The sequence below is a fragment of the Gottschalkia acidurici 9a genome, assembly GCF_000299355.1.
In the GTDB taxonomy this organism is placed as follows: Bacteria; Bacillota; Clostridia; order Tissierellales; family Gottschalkiaceae; genus Gottschalkia; species Gottschalkia acidurici.
The window spans coordinates 1,889,773-1,909,452 of the sequence record NC_018664.1; the positions used below are offsets into that span (position 1 = coordinate 1,889,773).

20 protein-coding genes are annotated in these 19,680 nt (G+C 30.9%); all 20 read right to left on the reverse strand.

Annotation, left to right across the window (positions count from 1 at the left end):
* Positions 1-13: 13 nt before the first annotated feature.
* The 20 genes from CURI_RS09090 to lepB all read right to left on the reverse strand — a co-directional run bounded on the left by CURI_RS09090 (position 14) and on the right by lepB (position 19,635).
* A complete protein-coding gene (locus tag CURI_RS09090; protein ID WP_014967960.1) occupies positions 14-997 on the reverse strand; it encodes a PhoH family protein in 984 nt (327 codons plus the stop codon).
* A 3-nt stretch (positions 998-1,000) separates the two neighbouring features.
* Positions 1,001-2,215, reverse strand: coding sequence for a sporulation protein YqfD (yqfD, locus tag CURI_RS09095; RefSeq protein ID WP_014967961.1), 1,215 nt, complete (start codon positions 2,213-2,215; stop codon positions 1,001-1,003).
* Between the two features lie 13 nt (positions 2,216-2,228).
* A complete protein-coding gene (yqfC, locus tag CURI_RS09100) occupies positions 2,229-2,504 on the reverse strand; it encodes a sporulation protein YqfC (protein WP_014967962.1) in 276 nt (91 codons plus the stop codon).
* A 98-nt stretch (positions 2,505-2,602) separates the two neighbouring features.
* Positions 2,603-3,046: a GatB/YqeY domain-containing protein gene (locus tag CURI_RS09105; RefSeq protein WP_014967963.1), complete on the reverse strand. Its 444-nt coding sequence runs from the start codon at positions 3,044-3,046 to the stop codon at positions 2,603-2,605.
* A gap of 13 nt (positions 3,047-3,059) precedes the next feature.
* Positions 3,060-3,242 carry a 30S ribosomal protein S21 gene (gene rpsU, locus CURI_RS09110; RefSeq protein WP_041701729.1) on the reverse strand — a complete coding sequence of 61 codons (183 nt, stop codon included), beginning with the start codon at positions 3,240-3,242 and terminating at the stop codon, positions 3,060-3,062.
* 116 nt (positions 3,243-3,358) lie between these two features.
* A complete protein-coding gene (locus CURI_RS09115) occupies positions 3,359-3,703 on the reverse strand; it encodes a histidine triad nucleotide-binding protein (protein WP_014967964.1) in 345 nt (114 codons plus the stop codon).
* Between the two features lie 71 nt (positions 3,704-3,774).
* Positions 3,775-5,079: a tRNA (N(6)-L-threonylcarbamoyladenosine(37)-C(2))-methylthiotransferase MtaB gene (gene mtaB, locus CURI_RS09120; RefSeq protein ID WP_014967965.1), complete on the reverse strand. Its 1,305-nt coding sequence runs from the start codon at positions 5,077-5,079 to the stop codon at positions 3,775-3,777.
* The gene (locus CURI_RS09125) at positions 5,079-5,825 is read right to left on the reverse strand and encodes a 16S rRNA (uracil(1498)-N(3))-methyltransferase (protein ID WP_014967966.1); all 747 of its coding nucleotides are present in this window, start codon (positions 5,823-5,825) and stop codon (positions 5,079-5,081) included. The genes mtaB and CURI_RS09125 overlap by 1 nt, the downstream gene beginning before the upstream one ends.
* A complete protein-coding gene (prmA, locus tag CURI_RS09130) occupies positions 5,818-6,780 on the reverse strand; it encodes a 50S ribosomal protein L11 methyltransferase (RefSeq protein ID WP_014967967.1) in 963 nt (320 codons plus the stop codon). Before prmA ends, CURI_RS09125 begins: the two co-directional genes overlap by 8 nt.
* A 279-nt stretch (positions 6,781-7,059) precedes the next feature.
* Positions 7,060-8,832, reverse strand: coding sequence for an ABC transporter ATP-binding protein (locus CURI_RS09135; protein WP_014967968.1), 1,773 nt, complete (start codon positions 8,830-8,832; stop codon positions 7,060-7,062).
* Complete coding sequence (locus CURI_RS09140) at positions 8,822-10,564, reverse strand: ABC transporter ATP-binding protein (protein ID WP_014967969.1); 1,743 nt, start codon at positions 10,562-10,564, stop codon at positions 8,822-8,824. The genes CURI_RS09135 and CURI_RS09140 overlap by 11 nt, the downstream gene beginning before the upstream one ends.
* Positions 10,565-10,725: 161 nt before the next feature.
* Positions 10,726-11,865, reverse strand: a complete 1,140-nt coding sequence (gene dnaJ, locus CURI_RS09145; RefSeq protein WP_014967970.1) for a molecular chaperone DnaJ — start codon at positions 11,863-11,865, stop codon at positions 10,726-10,728.
* A 70-nt stretch (positions 11,866-11,935) separates the two neighbouring features.
* Complete coding sequence (gene dnaK / locus CURI_RS09150) at positions 11,936-13,783, reverse strand: molecular chaperone DnaK (RefSeq protein WP_014967971.1); 1,848 nt, start codon at positions 13,781-13,783, stop codon at positions 11,936-11,938.
* Positions 13,784-13,810: 27 nt separating this feature from the next.
* The gene (gene grpE / locus CURI_RS09155; protein WP_187287394.1) at positions 13,811-14,374 is read right to left on the reverse strand and encodes a nucleotide exchange factor GrpE; all 564 of its coding nucleotides are present in this window, start codon (positions 14,372-14,374) and stop codon (positions 13,811-13,813) included.
* A complete protein-coding gene (hrcA, locus tag CURI_RS09160) occupies positions 14,367-15,170 on the reverse strand; it encodes a heat-inducible transcriptional repressor HrcA (RefSeq protein WP_228370409.1) in 804 nt (267 codons plus the stop codon). The genes grpE and hrcA overlap by 8 nt, the downstream gene beginning before the upstream one ends.
* Complete coding sequence (locus CURI_RS16150; protein WP_228370410.1) at positions 15,158-15,406, reverse strand: HTH domain-containing protein; 249 nt, start codon at positions 15,404-15,406, stop codon at positions 15,158-15,160. The genes hrcA and CURI_RS16150 overlap by 13 nt, the downstream gene beginning before the upstream one ends.
* Positions 15,407-15,558: 152 nt before the next feature.
* Positions 15,559-16,707, reverse strand: coding sequence for a radical SAM family heme chaperone HemW (gene hemW, locus CURI_RS09165; protein ID WP_014967973.1), 1,149 nt, complete (start codon positions 16,705-16,707; stop codon positions 15,559-15,561).
* Positions 16,708-16,834: 127 nt separating this feature from the next.
* Entirely contained in the window at positions 16,835-18,649 is a 1,815-nt protein-coding gene (gene lepA / locus CURI_RS09170; RefSeq protein ID WP_014967974.1) for a translation elongation factor 4, read from the reverse strand.
* Positions 18,650-18,737: 88 nt separating this feature from the next.
* Positions 18,738-18,977: a hypothetical protein gene (locus CURI_RS09175; RefSeq protein ID WP_014967975.1), complete on the reverse strand. Its 240-nt coding sequence runs from the start codon at positions 18,975-18,977 to the stop codon at positions 18,738-18,740.
* A gap of 133 nt (positions 18,978-19,110) precedes the next feature.
* On the reverse strand, positions 19,111-19,635 hold the full coding sequence (lepB, locus tag CURI_RS09180) for a signal peptidase I (protein ID WP_014967976.1): 525 nt from the start codon (positions 19,633-19,635) through the stop codon (positions 19,111-19,113).
* Positions 19,636-19,680 lie beyond the last annotated feature (45 nt).

The following is a 19,680-nucleotide window of genomic DNA, read 5'->3' on the forward strand; positions in this document are numbered from 1 at the left end:
TTTCCCTCCATAACTACTTCTTGTTTTTTGTTTCTCTCTTTTCATGTTTTTCATAAGCTTCAATTATTCTTTGTACTAACTGGTGTCTTACTACGTCTCTTTTATCTAAATGTATAAACTCTATTCCGTCTACATTACCAAGTATATTTTGAATATTTTTAAGTCCAGATGTTTTTCCTCTTGGAAGATCTATCTGTGTAATATCTCCTGTTACTATAGCCTTAGATCCAAATCCTAGCCTAGTTAAGAACATCTTCATTTGCTCATTAGTAGTATTTTGTGCTTCATCTAGTATTATAAATGATGAGTCAAGTGTTCTTCCTCTCATATACGCTAATGGTGCAACCTCTATAAGTCCTCTCTCTATATATTTAGAATATGTTTCAGTACCTAGTATATCAAAAAGTGCATCATATAGTGGTCTTAGGTAAGGATCAACTTTTTCTTTTAGGTCGCCTGGTAAGAAACCTAAACTTTCTCCTGCTTCTACTGCTGGTCTCGTTAGTATTATCCTATCAACTTTTTTATTTTTAAAAGCTGTTACAGCCATTGCCATAGCTAAATAGGTTTTACCTGTACCTGCTGGACCTATACCAAAAACAATGTCATTTTGTCTTATAGCATTTACATATCTTTTTTGCCCAAGCGTTTTAGGCTTCAATGTTTTTCCAGTTGCTGTTATGCATATAGTATCATCTAACAATTCTAATACTTTTTCTTCTTGCCCTTCTGTCACAAGCTGTATAGTATATAGTACTTCCTGTTTAGTAAGTTTTCCTTGTTTTTTTATTATCTGAATTAGTCTTTTTATAAGCTTTTCTACTATTACCGCTGAACTTTTGTCCCCTATTACTTGAACTTCATCTTCTCTAGAAACTATATTAACATTAAAAGTTTTTTCTATTAACTTTACATTTTCATCAAAGTCACCAAACAATTCTCTAGAGTAGTCTCTATCAATAAATGGTATAGATATTTTTTCTGTCTCTCTCTCCAATATTTAGTCCTCCTGTTTTTGTAAGTTATTTATACTGTTAATTTTAGACTTTACACCTATTTCTTCTCTAACATCAATTGTAACTTTCGTTGTAACTATATTATTATCTATATTATGATTTGTATTCTTTGATATTACCTCAGCATCTTTAGGAAGCTTAGACATAAGCTTTTGTACTGCTTTAACTTCATTTGATTTCTTTAAAGCATCTATATTTTGTTCTGCTTCTCTTATATTAACTTCTCTATATTCATGTATTACTATTTCCAAAGGTAAATCAAACAGTTCATTTTTTAAAGGTCTTTTTATCTCTTTTTTTTCTACATAGTTTTTAAAAGGTATGTCTCCATTCATAAATTCTAAACTTTTACCATTTATTTTTACTTCTCTACTTATATGAATTTTTCCTGTTTCTTCTTTTATATTTTTCATTAAAGGCTCTTTTACAATTTCACTTCTAGTTGTTAATCCTATTACTTTACCATCTGCATGAACCAGTAAAGGACTATCCATACCTTCATCTTGTATTACTCCAGTTACTATTAATTGACCCTTTTTTACTATATCCCCTTTTTCTACTACACTCTTACCATTTTTAGCAACTACCTTCTCTATAACAGCCTTTTTACCCGCAATTATATTACATGGTGACTCATCTTCTACTATTTTAGATTCTGTATCTCTTTCTTTAACTTCTACTGTTAATTTTACTCCTTTTATATTTAAACTTAAATACGAAAGCTCATCAACATTAATTAGTATTTTACTTTTTATATCTTCTATATCTAAATCCTTTTTTCTTATACCTTGTTTTACGTTTATAGACTCGAGATTCTTTCTTATTACTTCATCCTTTATATTTTCATTTCCTACTATATCTATGGTCCATATAAACGATGTTAAATATCCTATAATAAATATAGAAAAAACTAGACCTAAGAGCAACATTTTTCTATATTTAAATTTATAAATAAAAAAAGGAAATCCTCTTTTTCCTTCTATAGATACCCTACAGTCAACTGCTTTAACCACATCTTTCAGTTCTCTAAATCCTGCTGTACTTACTTTTGCTTCTAAAGTAGTATAATCTATTCTCTCTATATCCCAAAGAAATATATTCTTAGATATAGATAAGTTTATGAACTTTTCTAAGGTCAAACCTTCAACTTTAATAATAACATATCCTTTTAAATAATTCCATAATCTTATAACAAACATCAGTTCACTCCCTCTAAGAAAATTCTACTATCTCTATGTCTCCGGATATTACCATCTCTTCTGTAACTATATTTTTTATGATCATGTTCTTTCCCGTTATCTTTAATATTCCTTCGCTGGTATTTACTCTTATTCTCTCGGTACTATATTCTATTATTCCTTTATGATTTTCTATGTATAATTGAATTCTACCGACCATAGTTATCTTAGGTAAATTAAGCATTATATCTTTTGGTAACTCCAACACTTCTGATACTGTATTTTTTATGCTGTCTGCTTTATTTTTCATCAGTAGCCCTCCTCTATATATAAATATTATGCTATCTTAATATTTTGTATTACAAAAATAAAAAAACCCGAATACAATCAACTGTATTCGGGTTTTATTTATTTTAAGTATTGTCTAACTAATTTATTTACTGAACTTCCATCTGCCTTACCTTTTATTTTAGGTAAGATGTTTCCCATTACTTTTCCCATATCTTTTATTGTTTCAGCTTTTACTTCTTCAATGGCAGTTTTAACTATTTCTTCTAGTTCATCTTCTGTTAACTGCTCCGGTAAATATTCAAGTAGAATTTCTATTTCTTTCTCTGTGAGTTCTACTAAATCTTGTCTATTTCCTTTTTTAAACTCATCTATTACATCTCTTTTTTGTTTTACCTGCTTAGATATTATCTCTATAACATCATCATCAGTTAGCTCTACTCTTTCATCTACTTCCTTTTGCTTAACAGATGCTCTTACCATTGTTATGACATCTTTTCTAAGTTTATCCTTAGCTTTCATAGACGTCTTTAAATCATCCATTAATTTTTCTTTTATGGACACTTTTATTCACCTCTTATCTGGTTCTGCTGTTTTTTCTTCTCGCAGCTTCAGATTTTTTCTTACGTCTTACGCTTGGCTTCTCATAGTGCTCTCTTTTTCTAACTTCAGACATTACGCCTGCTCTTGAACACTGTCTTTTGAATCTTTTTAGGGCGCTTTCTAGAGTTTCATTTTCCCCAACTTTAATTTCTGACATTCGATTCTCCCTCCCCTCAACCACTACAACAGGGTTTAATACTTGTACCATTTCAGTAATCGGAATTCGACACTAGACCATTATACATTAAATATTAGTTTTATGCAACTCTTATTTTAGCCTGGTGGCCACTGTAATTGTCTTCCCGCTAACAGATGAAAGTGTATATGTCCTACAGTTTGCCCACCGTCATTTCCGCAATTGTTTACAACTCTATATCCAGCTTCAGCAAAACCTTTTTCTTTAGATATTTTACTTATTACTGAAAATATATGTCCTATTAGATCCTTATTACTATCATCTACTGCATTTAAAGACGATATATGTTCCTTGGGTATCACTAATATGTGTGTAGGAGATTGTGGACTTACATCATTAAACGCTAAAACCAAATCATCTTCGTATACTTTCTGAGAAGGAATTTCACCTTTTATAATCTTACAAAAAATACAATCTGACACCACATTCACCTCCTTATAAGGAATCTATTCTACATTTACGTTGTATTTCCTTTTTTTTATCGAATTAAGTCTTATCTCATATTTCCTATTAAGCTATCCTCATGCAAACATTCTATATTTACACTTTGTATTTGACCTTCTAGATTATCATCTCCCGGTGCTAATACTCTAATGTAATTAGTTGTATATCCTTCAATATAGCCTTTCTTAAGCTTAGACTTTTCTTCGAATAAAACATCCATATCCTTACCTATGAACATCTTATTAAATTCTTTTGTAAGATATTCTGATAACTCTATAAGTTTTTTACTTCTATCATGCTTTATATTTCCATTTATTTGTTCCTTCATCTTTGCTGCAGGTGTTCCTTTTCTTGGTGAGTATTGAAATACATGCACTTTAGAAAATCCTATTTCTTTTATAAAGTCAAAAGTTTCTTTAAATTCTTCTTCTGTTTCACCAGGAAATCCTACTATTATATCAGTAGTAAAAGCTACATTATCCATATGACCTCTAATAATTTTAACTATTTCTCTATATTCACTAGAAGTATATTTCCTATTCATTCTTTTTAGAACTGTATCACTTCCACTTTGCAATGATAAATGAAAGTGGTTACACAGTTTATCAAGTTTTGAAAGTCTCTCCATAAAATTATCTGTAACTAATGTAGGCTCTAGTGATCCAAGTCTTATACGCTCTATTCCATTAACTCGATTTATTCTTTCTATAACCTCTATTAGTCCCTCTGTCCCTAAGTCTTTACCATATGATGAGATATGAATTCCTGTTAGAACCACTTCTTTAAATCCATTTTTAGCTAATCTTTCTACTTCCATTACTATATTGTCTAGTTCACGACTTCTAATTGATCCTCTTGCATATGGAATAATACAGTATGAACAATATTGATTACATCCATCTTGTATCTTTAAAAATGCTCTTGTTTTTCCTTCTACTTCTTCTATTCCTATTTCCTCAAAATTTCTTATTTTCATTATATCTGAAACTAAATTAACTCTATTTTTATTCTGTATAAATTCTTCACATATCTCTACTATCTTACTTCTATTATCTGTACCCAAAATTACATCTACTTCTTCTATTTTGGCAACTTCCTCTGGCGAAACTTGTGAGTAGCATCCTACTACTGCTATTACTGCGTTTTCATTTTTACCTCTACATCTTCTTATAAATTGTCTGGATTTTTTGTCGCTAAGATTAGTGACCGTACAAGTATTTATAACATATACATCTGCAAAATCTTCTTCACTTACTATCTCATAATTATTCTTTAAAAATAATTCTATCATTGCTTCAGTCTCATACTGATTAACTTTACATCCTAGAGTATAAAAAGCTACTCTTTTTTCCATCAAATCACTCCTAAATCTCCAAGCTCATATAAAACTATTGCTGAAGTGGTAAATCCTGCTGTCTCAGTTCTAAGTATCCTTGGCCCAAGGGTAACTATATTACAATTAATACTTTTTAAACTTTCTATTTCTTCATCCTCAAATCCGCCCTCAGGTCCAATTAATATATTTATTTTTTTACTATTACAGTTCTTTAATACTTGCTTTATCCCTATATTTTCTTCACTTTCATAAGGAACTATAACAGTTTCTTCCCCTTTAAATATATCTAACATTTCTTTGAAAGTAACTATATTACTTATTTCTGGTATCATGCCTCTTTTACTTTGCTTAGAAGCTTCTTCTGCTATTCTAGTCCATCGTTCTAGTTTTTTATCTTCTTTTTTTCTATCTTGTATCTTAACTATAGTTCTATTAGTCATAACTGGAACTATTTTTTTTACTCCTAGTTCGGTACTCTTTTGTACAATAAGTTCCATTTTATCTGATTTAGGCAACCCTTGATATAGAACTATATCTATAGGAGGCTCTCCTTTAGACTTAAATTTATCTATTACCATACATGTTATATTATTTTTATTTATTTCAGATATATTACATATATAGTCTGTTTCCTGCTTGTCACAAATGGATATAGTGTCTCCAACTTCAAGTCTCAATACATTTTTTATATGCTTAACATCTTCATCATTTATTTCAATATAATCTTCTTTTATATTCTCAATTTCTACAAAGAACCTATGCATTTTTGTTACCTTCTTTTAATTTTGAAACTATACAAGCCCATTCACCCATAGTTACAACTTCCATTACATCTAGTCCTTCTTCATCTAATCCCTGTTTTACTCTTTCTATTTTATCTAGTATTATACCCGAAGATATAAAGACACCATCATCTAGTAAACATTTCTTAATATCCTTAGCTAGTATAACTACTATCTCAGCTATAATATTTGCAACAACAACATCTGCTTTTTCACTTACAACGTCTAGTAAGTTTCCGTGTCTTATATCTACTATGTCTTGTACATTATTTATAGTCTTATTTTCGTTAGATACCTTTACTGCTAGTTCATCTAGATCCACACCTATTGCCTTTTTTGCTCCTAATTTAGCTGCTGCTACAGAAAGTATTCCACTTCCACATCCTATGTCTAAAACTAAATCCCCTTCTTTTACGTGCTTTTCTAATGCTTGTATGCACATTGTTGTAGTTTCATGCGTTCCTGTTCCAAATGCCATACCTGGATCTAACTCTAGAACTATTTCACCATCTTGCTCCTCATATTCTTCCCATGATGGTTTAACTACTATTTTCTCACCTATTTTTGTAGGCTTGTAATATTTCTTCCAAGCATGTGCCCAATCTTTTTCATGTACTTCAGATATAGTAACTTCTCCTAGTCCTTTATCTAAATTGTATTCTGGTATCATTGCTATATTTTGTTTTATAAGCTCTACTTTTTCTATTAAGTTTTCGTTTTCTGGGAAATAAGCTTTAACTATAGCTCCATCAAATTTGTTTTCAAATAAACTTGAGTCTATAAAGTTCCAATCTTCTTCAGTTTTAGATTGAACAAATACTTCTATGTCGTTTGGATCTTCTATTGCAAGTCCTCCTGCTCCAACCTCATATAAAATATTTGAAACAACTTCCACAGCTTCTGATGTAGTTTTTACTTGTACCTCAATCCATTTCATAATCTTTTCACTTCCTTCAGATGTTTTTAATAGCTAAATTTGCTTACCTATAAGCCGCTTTTAACTTTTCCAATAATTATTTATTATATCCTATATATTTATAAAAAACCAGTATAACATCTACTTCTAATATGATCTCAATCTATAATGATAGCTATTCATAAAGCATTCAAAAAGTGATGAATTGACTTAAAAGTCATGTTCATCACTTTAGTTTAATATATTTCAAGATTTATGCTTTCTGAAATAAAAAATTTAAATATGTGTTTAAACTTTCCTTTAGCTATTTGCAAATTGGCTGTTATATAGCTTTTCATAAAATCCTTTTTTTGCAATTAATTCATCATGATTTCCATGTTCTATTATACTTCCCTTATCCATAACTAAGATTATATCTGCATCTCTAATTGTTGAAAGTCTATGCGCAATAATAAAGCTTGTTCTTCCTTTCATTATACTATTCATTGCTTTTTGTATCAAAAGCTCTAAACGAGTATCTACTGAACTAGTTGCTTCATCTAAGATCAAAATTTTAGGGTCAGATATAACTGCACGAGCTATTGTTAACAGTTGTTTTTGTCCTAATGATATATTTGAAGTGTCCTCATTTAATTCCATATTATATCCATTTGGAAGTGTTCTTATAAAATGATCTACATTTGCTATTTTAGCTGCATTTACTACTTCATCTTCTGTAGCATCTAATTTACCAAACTTAATATTCTCCTTAATACTTGCGCTATAAAGCCATGCATCTTGTAGTACCATTCCAAAAATTGATCTTACATCTGAACGCTTCATATTTTTAGTATCTATACCATCGATCTTAATAGTTCCACTATCCACATCATAAAATCTCATTAATAAGTTAATTAATGTACTTTTTCCTGCACCAGTAGGGCCTACGATAGCAACTTTTTCTCCTTTTTTTACGCTAAAACTTAAATTTTTAATTAAAGTCTTATCTTTGCTATATCCAAAACATACATTTTCAAATGTAACATAGCCTTCTACCTTGTTCGGTAATTCTAAAGTATTTATTTCTTCTGGTTCTTCTTCTTCATCTAAAATACTAAATATTCTCATTGTAGCCGCACTTGCTGTTTGTAGTATATTAGATAGTTGTGTTATTTGAGAAATAGGCTGATTTACTTGCCATATATATTGAATAAATGCTTGCATATTTCCCACAGTCAATACACCTATTATAGCATAATAACCACCAAGAACCGCCATACTTATATATGCAAAATAAGAGATAGCTCCAACTAAAGGCATCATTAATCCTGATACAAATGAAGCTTTAAATCCATTTTGTGTTAGGCGATTATTTATAGCTTCAAATTCTTTTATTGTATCCTCTTCTTTTCCATATAACTTTATAACGTTAAAACCATTGTAAGCTTCCCCAATATATCCATTAAGATCTCCTAGTGCATTTTGTTGATTCATAAAATATTTTTGTGATTTTTTAACAATTGTCTTAGATACAATAATGGATAATGGTATGATAAGCATTGTAATTAATGCCATCGGAATAGATATATATATCATCATTCCCACTGCAAATATAATACCAAGTATTGCTGTAACCACTTGAATAACACTTTGCTGAAGTGCATTAACAATAGCATCTATATCATTAGTAACAATACTTAAAATATTTCCTTGTTTTTTGCTATCAAAATAAGATATTGGCAATCTATTTATCTTGTTAGTTATATCTCTACGTAAATCCTTCATTGAATTTTGTACAACATTCGTCATAAATGCAATAGATAGGTATTGACTTATCTGAGTTATAATACCTATACCTAAAAAGGCACCTATAATTCCTCCAATATATTTATAGTTAATTGTAGCTCCTTCGACTCCTTTTACAATATCAGCTACATTACTAGACATCTCTGTAATTCCAAGTCCAATTATAAGTGGAATAACTCCATTAGCTATAGAGGCAATTAAGGTCATTAGTAAAGCTATGATAAAGTGTATTTTATAAGGTTTAATATAAATATACAATCGCTTTAAGTTTTTAATATTATTCTTCATCCTTCATCAACTCCTCCTTAGAAAGCTGAGAAGAAGCAATATCATAATAAATATCACTTGTTTTCAACAATTCCTTATGAGTTCCCATAGCTACAACTTCTCCTTTATTTAAAACAACAATCTTATCTGCATTTCTAATTGTTCCAACCCTTTGAGCAACAATCAATACTGTTGAATTTTTTGTCTCATCTTTTAAAGCGGTACGTAACTTTAGATCTGTTTGATAATCAAGTGCTGAAAAAGAATCATCAAATATATATATATCTGGTCTCCTTATAATAGCTCTAGCTATAGCTAACCTCTGTTTTTGTCCACCTGATAAGTTACTTCCACCCTCAGATAAAAACGTTTCAAATCCATCTGGTTTTTGATTGATAAAGTCTTCTGCTTGTGCAATCTTAGCAGCATATCGTAGTTCTTGAATAGTTGCATCATGTTTTCCGTAGCGGAGATTATCCGCAATAGTGCCTGTAAAAAGTAAAGCTTTTTGTGGTACATATCCTATTTTTTGTCTTAGTACTTCAATATCATAATCCTCAACATCAACTCCATCAACTAGTACTTTACCCTTAGTCACATCATAAAAACGAGGAATTAATTGAATAAGAGTTGATTTTCCACTACCTGTGCTACCAATAAAAGCTACGGTTTCCCCAGGTTTTGCAGTAAATGATATGTTTTTAATTATAGGTTCTTCAGTTTCTCCTGGGTAAGCGAATGTAACGTTTTGAAACTCAACGACCCCTTTTGTTTCTTTCTTTAATACTTCATTTTCTTTGTAGTTCATTTCTGACTCAGAGTCTAGAATTTCCTGAACACGATTTGCAGAAACGGCAGCAAGTGGATACATAATAAATACATTTGCAAATAGCATAGTAGAAAACATAGCATGGAATATATACTCGATAAATGCTACTAAATTACCTACTTTTAAATCACCTGAACCTATTAGCTTGGCGCCAAACCATATTACAAAGGCAAAAACTATATTGAAAATAAATGAAGATGCTGGTTGTGCAATACCCATTAACTTAAAGAGTTTTTTAGAAATTTTGGCATAGTTGCCATTGACATTATTAAAACGATCTTTTTGAAATGACTCATTGTCAAATGCACGGATAACACGTAGTCCCGTTAAATTTTCTTTAATCGTCATATTTATACTATCTAGTCCTAGCTGTTGACCAGTAGATAAAGGCTCTGCCTTTTTACCAACTAAAATAACTCCTAAAACGATGATTGGGACAACGATGAATAATCCTAATGATAAGAATGGACTTGTGTTAATAATCATAATAAAACTACTAATAAACATCAATGGGGCTATAATCCCTATTCTTAAAGTGGTTTGTAAAAATGCCATTATTTTATAAACGTCATTAATTGTACGAGTATTTAAAGATGCAGCTCCGAATTTCTCATACTCTGAATGAGAGTATCCTTGAATTTTTCTAAAGATATCATTTCTAATATCTCTCATTATGAATGTTGTCATTTTACTTACAGAGTATGCAAGACCCGCCAGTGCTACAAGACCAATACAGCATATTGCCACCATCCAAATGCCTAGCCTCTTTATTATTTCAAAGTCTTTTACCGATACTCCCTCGTCTATCATCTTAGCCAATAAAGTAGGAAGTCCAAGCTCTATTAGTGCAAATCCAGAAGCACAAAAAATACTTAATATAAGGTATATTTTATACCGCTTAATATAGTTCCACATTAATTTCATAAATCATCCTCCGTTTCTTACTACCACAATAACGGTTATCATTACTTTGTAAATTGTCTACTTGTTCAGTTTAATAGTTTAATTGTCCTATGTCAATTAAACTATTAAAGTTAATAAAAAAGTAGCTATTGATAATCAAAATTATCAATAGCTGACTTTTTCTAGTCATTAAAAGCATCTTTAAATTTATCTATAATTCCTTTTTTACGCTTAGACTTACCGACATCTTCTCCACTTTCTTTTGCAAACTCTTTCAATAATTCTTTTTGCTTCTCAGTTAATTTAGTTGGCACTTTTACTTTAACTTTTACGTAAAGGTCTCCTTTTCTTCCGCCTCTTAAGCTTACTATACCTTTACCTTTTAGTCTAAATGTAGTTCCAGTTTGAGTTCCTGGCTCTATAGTATATCTTAATTTTCCTTCTAACGAAGGTACTTCTATATCTGCACCTAAGCTTGCTTGCGTAAAGCTAATAGGTATTTCACATATTATATCATTACCTTGTCTTTCAAATGTCTTATGAGGTTCTACCTCTATATAAATATATAAATCTCCCCTCGGACCACCTTTTTCCCCTGGTTCACCTTCTCCTTTTAGAGATATAACCGACCCAGTATCTACTCCTGCAGGTATTTTAACATTTATTGTTTTAGCTTTTCTTTCTTTTCCTACTCCACCACATTTACCACAAGGTGTTTCTATTTTTTCACCCGTTCCTCTACACTCATCACAAGTTGAAGTTCTAACTATTTGACCAAATGGAGTATTTTGGGCAAATCTGATTTGACCTGAACCGCTACACTTTGAACAAGTTTTCTTATTAGTTCCTGGTTTTGCTCCAGTACCACTACATTCCGAACAGTCCTCAGTTCTCTCTATTTTTATTTCTTTCTCTAATCCAAAAGCAGCTTCTTCAAATGTTATTCTTACTCCATACTTTAGATCCGCTCCTCTAGTAGGGCCTTGTCGTCTTGAAGATGATCCTCCACCACCAAACATGTCGAATATATCTTCAAATATATCTCCAAATCCGCCTCCGCTAAAACCACCGAAGCCTCCTCCAAAGCCACCTTGTCCACTCATTCCTTCATGACCAAATTGATCGTATTGTGCTTTTTTCTGAGAGTCACTTAGTACTTCATAAGCTTCACTTACTTCTTTAAAGTTTTGCTCTGCTTCTTTATTGTCTGGATTTAAGTCTGGATGATATTTTTTAGCTAATTTTCTATATGCACTTTTAATTTCTTGTTCGCTTGCGCCTTTAGAGATACCTAAGACTTCATAATAATCTCTTTTACTCATATTTATCATCACCTCTTACATAGGAAAAGTCAAAGTCAAATCTTTAGATTCAACTTTGACTAGAACCTTATTATTTATTGTCTTCGTCATCCACTACTTCATAATCTGCATCTACAACATTATCATCCTTAACTCCACCTTCACTAGCACCTTCTGCGCCTTGTTCTTGACCTTGTGCAGCTGCTTGTTCGTATAACTTTTGTGATATAGCATGGAATTCAGTAGTTAATTCATCTGTTTTAGCTTTTATATCATCTGTATCTGTTCCTTCTAAAGCTTTTTTAAGTGCTTCTACTTTTTCATTTACTTTAGACTTCTCGTCTTCACTTACTTTATCACCTAAGTCATTTAGTGTCTTTTCAGTTTGATATACTAGTGAGTCTGCATTATTTCTAATTTCTACTGACTCTTTATTTTTCTTATCTTCTTCTGCAAATTGCTCAGCTTCTCTTACTTTTTTCTCTATTTCTTCATCTGACATATTTGTTGAAGCTGTGATAGTTATTTTTTGCTCTTTTCCAGTTCCTAAATCTTTAGCAGAAACATTTACTATACCATTAGCATCTATATCGAATGTAACTTCTATTTGTGGAACTCCTCTTGGTGCCGATGGTATTCCTGTTAATTGGAATCTTCCTAGAGTAACATTTCCACTTGCCATTTCACGCTCACCTTGTAGTACGTGTATATCAACTGCTGTTTGATTATCCGCCGCTGTTGAGAATACTTGGCTTTTTTTAGTTGGTATTGTAGTATTTCTTTCTATTAGTTTAGTAGATACTCCCCCTAGTGTTTCTATACCTAAAGATAATGGAGTAACGTCTAATAGTAATACATCTTTAACTTCTCCACTTAAAACTCCAGCTTGAATAGCAGCACCTAATGCAACTACCTCATCTGGATTAACTCCTCTGTGTGGGTCTTTACCAGTTAACTTTTTAACTTCATTTTGAACTGCAGGTATTCTAGTTGAACCTCCTACTAATATCACTTTATCTATATCCGATGGACTTAATCCTGAGTCACTTAGTGCTTTTCTAACTGGTGTTAAAGTTCTTTCAACTAAGTCACTAGTTAATTCATCGAATTTAGCTCTTGATATATCTATGTTTAAATGTTTTGGTCCTTCCTGAGTAGCTGTAATGAATGGTAAGTTTACATTTGTACTAGCTACACTTGAAAGTTCTTTTTTAGCTTTTTCTGCTGCTTCTTTTAATCTTTGAAGTGACATATTGTCATTTCTTAAGTCTACTCCATTTTCTTTCTTAAACTCTTCTGCTAAGTAATCTACAACAGCTTGGTCAAAGTCGTCTCCACCAAGATTGTTATCTCCATTTGTAGCTATAACTTCAAATACTCCATCTCCAAGTTCTAGGATAGATACGTCAAATGTACCTCCTCCTAAGTCAAACACCATTATTTTATGATTGTGATCTTCATCTTTATCTAATCCATAAGCTAATGCTGCCGCTGTTGGTTCATTTATTATTCTTTTTACATCAAGTCCTGCTATTCTTCCAGCATCTTTAGTTGCTTGTCTTTGACTGTCTGAGAAATATGCTGGTACTGTAATAACTGCTTCTGTTATAGTCTCTCCTAAGTAAGCCTCTGCATCAGCTTTAAGTTTTTGTAGTGTCATTGCTGATATCTCTTGAGGTGTATAATCTTTTCCATCTATATTTGTTTTATGGTCTGAACCCATGTATCTTTTTATAGAAGCTATTGTTCTGTCTGGGTTTGTTACTGCTTGTCTTTTTGCTGTTTCTCCTACTAATCTTTCACCATCTTTTGTAAATGCAACTACAGACGGTGTAGTTCTATTTCCTTCACTGTTTGCTATAATTACAGGCTCTCCACCCTCCATAACTGCAACACAAGAGTTTGTAGTTCCTAAGTCAATTCCAATAATTTTACTCATTTAATATTCCTCCTTCATCAAATGTCTTTATTTAGATACTATTACCATACTTGGTCTAATAACTTTATCTTTAAGTTTGTATCCTTTACTTAATATCTGAATTACAGTATCCTCATCATGCTCATTACTTTCTTGTTGTGATACTGCATAGTGGTAGTTATGATCAAACTTTTGATTTAATGATTCAATTTCTTCTAATCCATTGTTACTTAGTATTTCTAAAAGCTGCTTATGAACCATTTCTACACCTTCATAAAAAGCTTTTGAATTTTCTTCATACTCTACTTCTAGTGCTCTATCAAAATTATCTAATGCATTTAATAATTCTGTTACAAGCCCTTCAACAGCATAAGATACTATAGCTTCTTTTTCTTTCTCAACTCTCTTTTTATAGTTGTTGAAGTCAGCTTGTAATCTTAGTAATCTATTGTTTAACTCTTCTATTTCTTTCTTACTTGATTCATCTTCTACGTTATCTTTAGAGTTATTTATATCTTCTTTTGCTTCCTCTACTGTAGCTTCTATATTATCGTTAGCTTCTTCCTTAACCTCGTCTTTGTTTTCTAGATCTTCATTTTGCAATTTATTCACCTCTTAAAAAGTATTTATCAATTAAATCATTTAAGTCTAATGATATTGATTTAACTGCGTTTATTACCTTCTCATAATCCATTCTTGTAGGTCCTATAACACCTATTTTCCCTATTGTTTTACCATTTACACTATATGTGGTAGTTATGACGCTACAACTTTTTATTTCTTCATAGTCATTTTCAGAACCTATAGTAATACCTATATCGCTTGATTTTCTATTTAGTAGCATTTCTAATACTATATCTTTATTTTCTACAAAGGATATAAATTGTTTAGCCTTAGATAAATCATGATACTCTGGAAAGTTAAATATATTTGTTACTCCATCTAAATACACACTAGGTTCTTCAGTATTTTGCAAGGAATTAATTACTATCGGCATTATGCTTATAATTGGTGAACTTATGTCGTATATTTCTTTCACTAACTTCTTTTCAAAGTCTTTACCAATTTCATCTATTGTATACCCCTTAAGCTCATTGTTTAAAAAATTAGTTATCTTATTTAATTTATCATAAGGTATCTCTTCATCCAACTCTAGCATCTTGTTTTTAACGATCCCAGAAGTGGTTACTAGCACTATCATTATTCTTGACTCATCTATAGGTACTATTTGAATACGCTTAATTGAACTTCTACTTATTTGTGGAGATATTGCTACTGCAGTGTAATTTGTAATTTTAGAAAGTAACTTTGAAACTTTTTTTATTACATGGTCTATTTGTCTTTTTTCTTCCACTAAATCATCTTTTTCTGTTTTAGAAAGTAATGGTTGTATTTCTAACATCGGCATGATTTTATAACATATAGCCTATACCCTTTATCTGATGGTATTCTCCCCGCTGAAGTATGAGGTTGAACTAAATAACCTAATTCCTCTAAGTCTGACATTTCATTTCTTATAGTGGCAGAACTTACCCCTAGGTCAAATTTTTTAGATATAGTTCTAGAGCCAATTGGCTCGGCACTAGTTATATAACTCTGTATAATAGCGTGTAAGACCTGTAATTTTCTATCGTCAAGCGTCATACTACTATCACATCCTATAAGTTAGAATTAAATTCTACTTTAATAATTTTTCATCTTATTAGCACTCTTGTTTATGGAGTGCTAATACTTATGTTTTTAACATATCACTGTTATTGTAATTTGTCAATATATTTTTTTGAAAATCAATAATCTTAATCTGGTAATAATTCCATAAAAACTAAGTTGCATAAATCTAGTCCTCTTTTAGTTAACCTTATTACTTTATCGTCCTGGCATATAAGGCCTTGATTTATGAATTTATCCAGATTTTCTTTAAATACTTCCTCTATACCTTTATTATATTTTAGCTTAAATTCTTGTTTATCTATTCCTTTAGTAAGTCTAAGCCCTAAAATAATATATTCAGCAATTTCCATATCTATATCAATAAACTCTTTTTCATCCTTAATTATAGGTAACTTTTTTTCATCTATAAGGCTAAAGTAATCACTAAACGACTCTACATTTCCATATCTATATGAACCTATATTAGAATGTGCAGATAGTCCTAGGCCTATATATGGTTTAAGCTTCCAGTAAATTAAATTATGCTTACATTCATAGTCCTTTTTTGAAAAGTTTGATATTTCATATTGTTTATAACCTCTATCCTCTAAAAAACGTATAGATCTATGATACATTTCTCTTTCTATGTCTTCATCAGGTAAAGTTATTTCTCCGCTTTCATACATATTGTAGAATGGGGTTCCTTCCTCAACCTTTAGGCTATATAATGATATATGTTCTATATCTAGTTCTACCACTTTCTCTAAAGTATCTAAAACATCTGTAACGCTTTGATTCGGTAAATTAAACATTATATCTACATTAATATTTTTAAATCCATTTTTTCTTATTAGATTATACGTATCATAAAAATCTTGTACACTATGAATCCTACCTATATTTTTAAGTAAGTTATCATTTAAAGTTTGAAGCCCTAAACTTATTCTATTTACGCCTGCATCTCTGTAAGCACTTAACTTTGCTTCATTTAAAGTTTTAGGGTTTGCTTCTATAGTTATCTCTTCTAAATACTGTGTGTTCATTTTTTTATAGATATATTCTATTATTTCACATATATATTTTTGGTCTATTAAAGAAGGTGTTCCTCCTCCAAAGAATATTGTTTTTAATTTATATTCTTTTATAGAGTTTTCGTATAAATCTATTTCTTTTTTTAAATACTCTATATATTTTTCAATGTAACTATATTGATCTATATGTGAATTGAAATCACAATAGTAGCACTTACTATAACAAAAAGGTATGTGTATATATATCCCTAATTCTCTCTTCATATTTTCTCCTTTTAGTAAACTAAGTTAAAAGTCGCTATCAATGTTACTTCTCGACAGCGACTTTCATAGAAAAAATTTTATCTTATAATCTACATTTATATAATTCTACAACAAAGATAACAAAACCCTAGTTCTCATCGTATTTAAGTACTGTTAAGAACGCCTCCTGTGGTACTTCAACATTACCAACTTGTCTCATTCTCTTTTTACCTTCTTTTTGTTTCTCTAATAATTTTTTCTTTCTACTGATATCTCCACCGTAACATTTTGCAAGTACGTCTTTTCTAAGAGCTCTAACAGTCTCTCTAGCTATTATTTTAGATCCTATTGCAGCTTGTATAGGAACAGCGAACTGATGTCTAGGTATTACTTCTCTAAGTTTTTCAACTATCATTTTTCCTCTTTCATATGCCTTTTCTTCATGAACTATAATAGAGAATGCATCTACTAACTCTCCATTTATAAGTATGTCCATTTTAACTAATTTAGACTGTCTATATCCTTTTAACTCATAGTCTAGTGATGCATATCCTTTTGTCTTTGATTTTAATGCATCAAAAAAATCATATATTACTTCATTTAAAGGTAGTTCATAGTGCATATTAACTCTTGTTTGATCTATATATTCCATGTTTTTAAATGTGCCCCTTCTATTCTGACATAAATCCATAATAGGACCTACATAATCTTTTGGAGCCATTACATTCACATCTACTATAGGTTCTTCCATATAGTCTATTTCTGTAAGAGGAGGTAAATTAGTAGGATTTTGTAATATCATTATTTCTCCATCATTTTTTATAACCTTGTATATAACACTTGGTGCTGTAGTTATAATATTTAAGTCAAACTCTCTTTCTAGTCTCTCCTGTATAATTTCCATATGAAGTAAACCTAAGAATCCACATCTAAACCCAAATCCTAAAGCTACTGAGTTCTCTGCATCAAATACCAACGATGCATCATTAACTTGTAGTTTTTCTAATGAATCTCTTATATTGTTATAATCTTCGCCTTCTGCTGGGTATATTCCACAGTAAACCATTGGAGTTACCTTTTTATAGCCTGACAATGGCTCTTCTGCCGGATTTGCAGCACTTGTTATTGTATCCCCAACAGTCGCATCTTTTACATTTTTAATACTAGCTGAAATGTATCCAACCTCTCCTGCACTTAACCCTTTTACTTGAGTTTGTTTTGGTAAGAATACTCCTACTTCCGTGATTTCAAACTTTTTGCCTGTTGCCATCATTTTAACTTCCATACCAGGCTTTATATTTCCCTCAACCACTCTTATCATAGTTATAACACCTCTATAGCTATCATAATATGAGTCAAATATAAGAGCTTTTAATGGTGCTTCACTGTCTCCACTTGGAGCTGGTACTTTTTCTACTATGCTTTCTAAAACATCTTCTATATTTAATCCTTCTTTAGCTGAAATAAGAGGTGCTTCTGAAGCATCTAATCCTATTACATCTTCTATCTCTTGCTTTATTTCGTCTGGTCTAGCACTTGGTAAGTCTATTTTATTTATAACTGGAACTATTTCTAAGTCCTGGTCTATTGCTAAGTAAACATTAGCCAACGTCTGAGCCTCTATACCTTGAGCGGCATCTACTACTAGTAATGCCCCTTCGCATGCAGCTAAACTTCTTGATACTTCATAGTTAAAGTCTACATGTCCAGGAGTATCTATTAAATTTAAGTAATATTCTTTACCGTCTTTTGCTTTGTATGTTAATCTAGTTGTTTGTAACTTTATTGTTATTCCTCTTTCTCTTTCCAAATCCATATTATCTAATAATTGCGCTTGCATTTCTCTTTTAGTTAATAAGCCTGTTGATTCAATAAGTCTATCTGCTAGTGTAGACTTTCCATGATCTATATGAGCTATTATAGAGAAATTCCTAATTCTTTCTTGCATTTCTTTCGTCATCATTCATCCTCCTTGAAAAATGGAAGTAACTAATCCTAAACAATTATAACATAAGTAAAAAATCGTTAAAAGACCAGAATATTCTGGTCTTTTATTTGTTTAGTATTTTATCTTTATAGTCCACTATAGAATAATAAGTATTTTTGATATTATACAGTATGTTTTCAACACTTGATTTCTCTACATAGTACTGTTTTCCAAGCAGTTGAATACTGTACATATCTCCTTGAATATTAAAGCTATACATACTCTTATCTTGAGTATCAGTCATGTCTCTCAGTACGTTGTCTAATATACTTAATTCTAGGATTAGTGCTGCTATTAATAACATTACAGATATAGTTCTAAGTTTTTTTCTATTCTTATATTTCTTTTATTTTTATATTTCTCCATCCTAGTTCCCATAATAATCACCACAATTATTATGAGCTTTATTTATATGTTATATGCAGGTAATTATCACTTTATAATGAGCCAAATCGATCAAAAGGAAAATATCTATAAGAGGCTTTTCCTTTTACAGAATCCGTTTCAACTATACCAAAACTTCTACTGTCTTTACTCGCTCCCGGCTCCCTATTATCTCCTAAAACAAATATATATCCTTCTGGTACTTCCCACGAATTCTCATTATAGACTTCAGTAAATGATCCCTCAGCTATATATTTTTCTTCTTTCTTTTCTCCGTTAACATAAACATTACCATCTTTTATTTCTACCTTATCCCCTGCTACTCCTATTACTCTTTTTATATAGTCTTTAGATGGATCATCTGGTGCTTGAATAACTACTATATCTTCTCTTTTTGGTTCTCCTAAAAGATAAACTATTTTCATAGAAAACAATCTATCGTTTTCATGTAAAGTTGGGTACATAGAACTTCCTATAACTTTAGTACTATTAAATATAAAAGTTCTTATAACTAAAGCTATTATCACTGATACCACTATACACTTTATCCATTCCATCAGTTCTTTTCTTAAGTTCATACATTATCCTCACTTTCTATAAAGAATAAAAGATTATAATGAGCA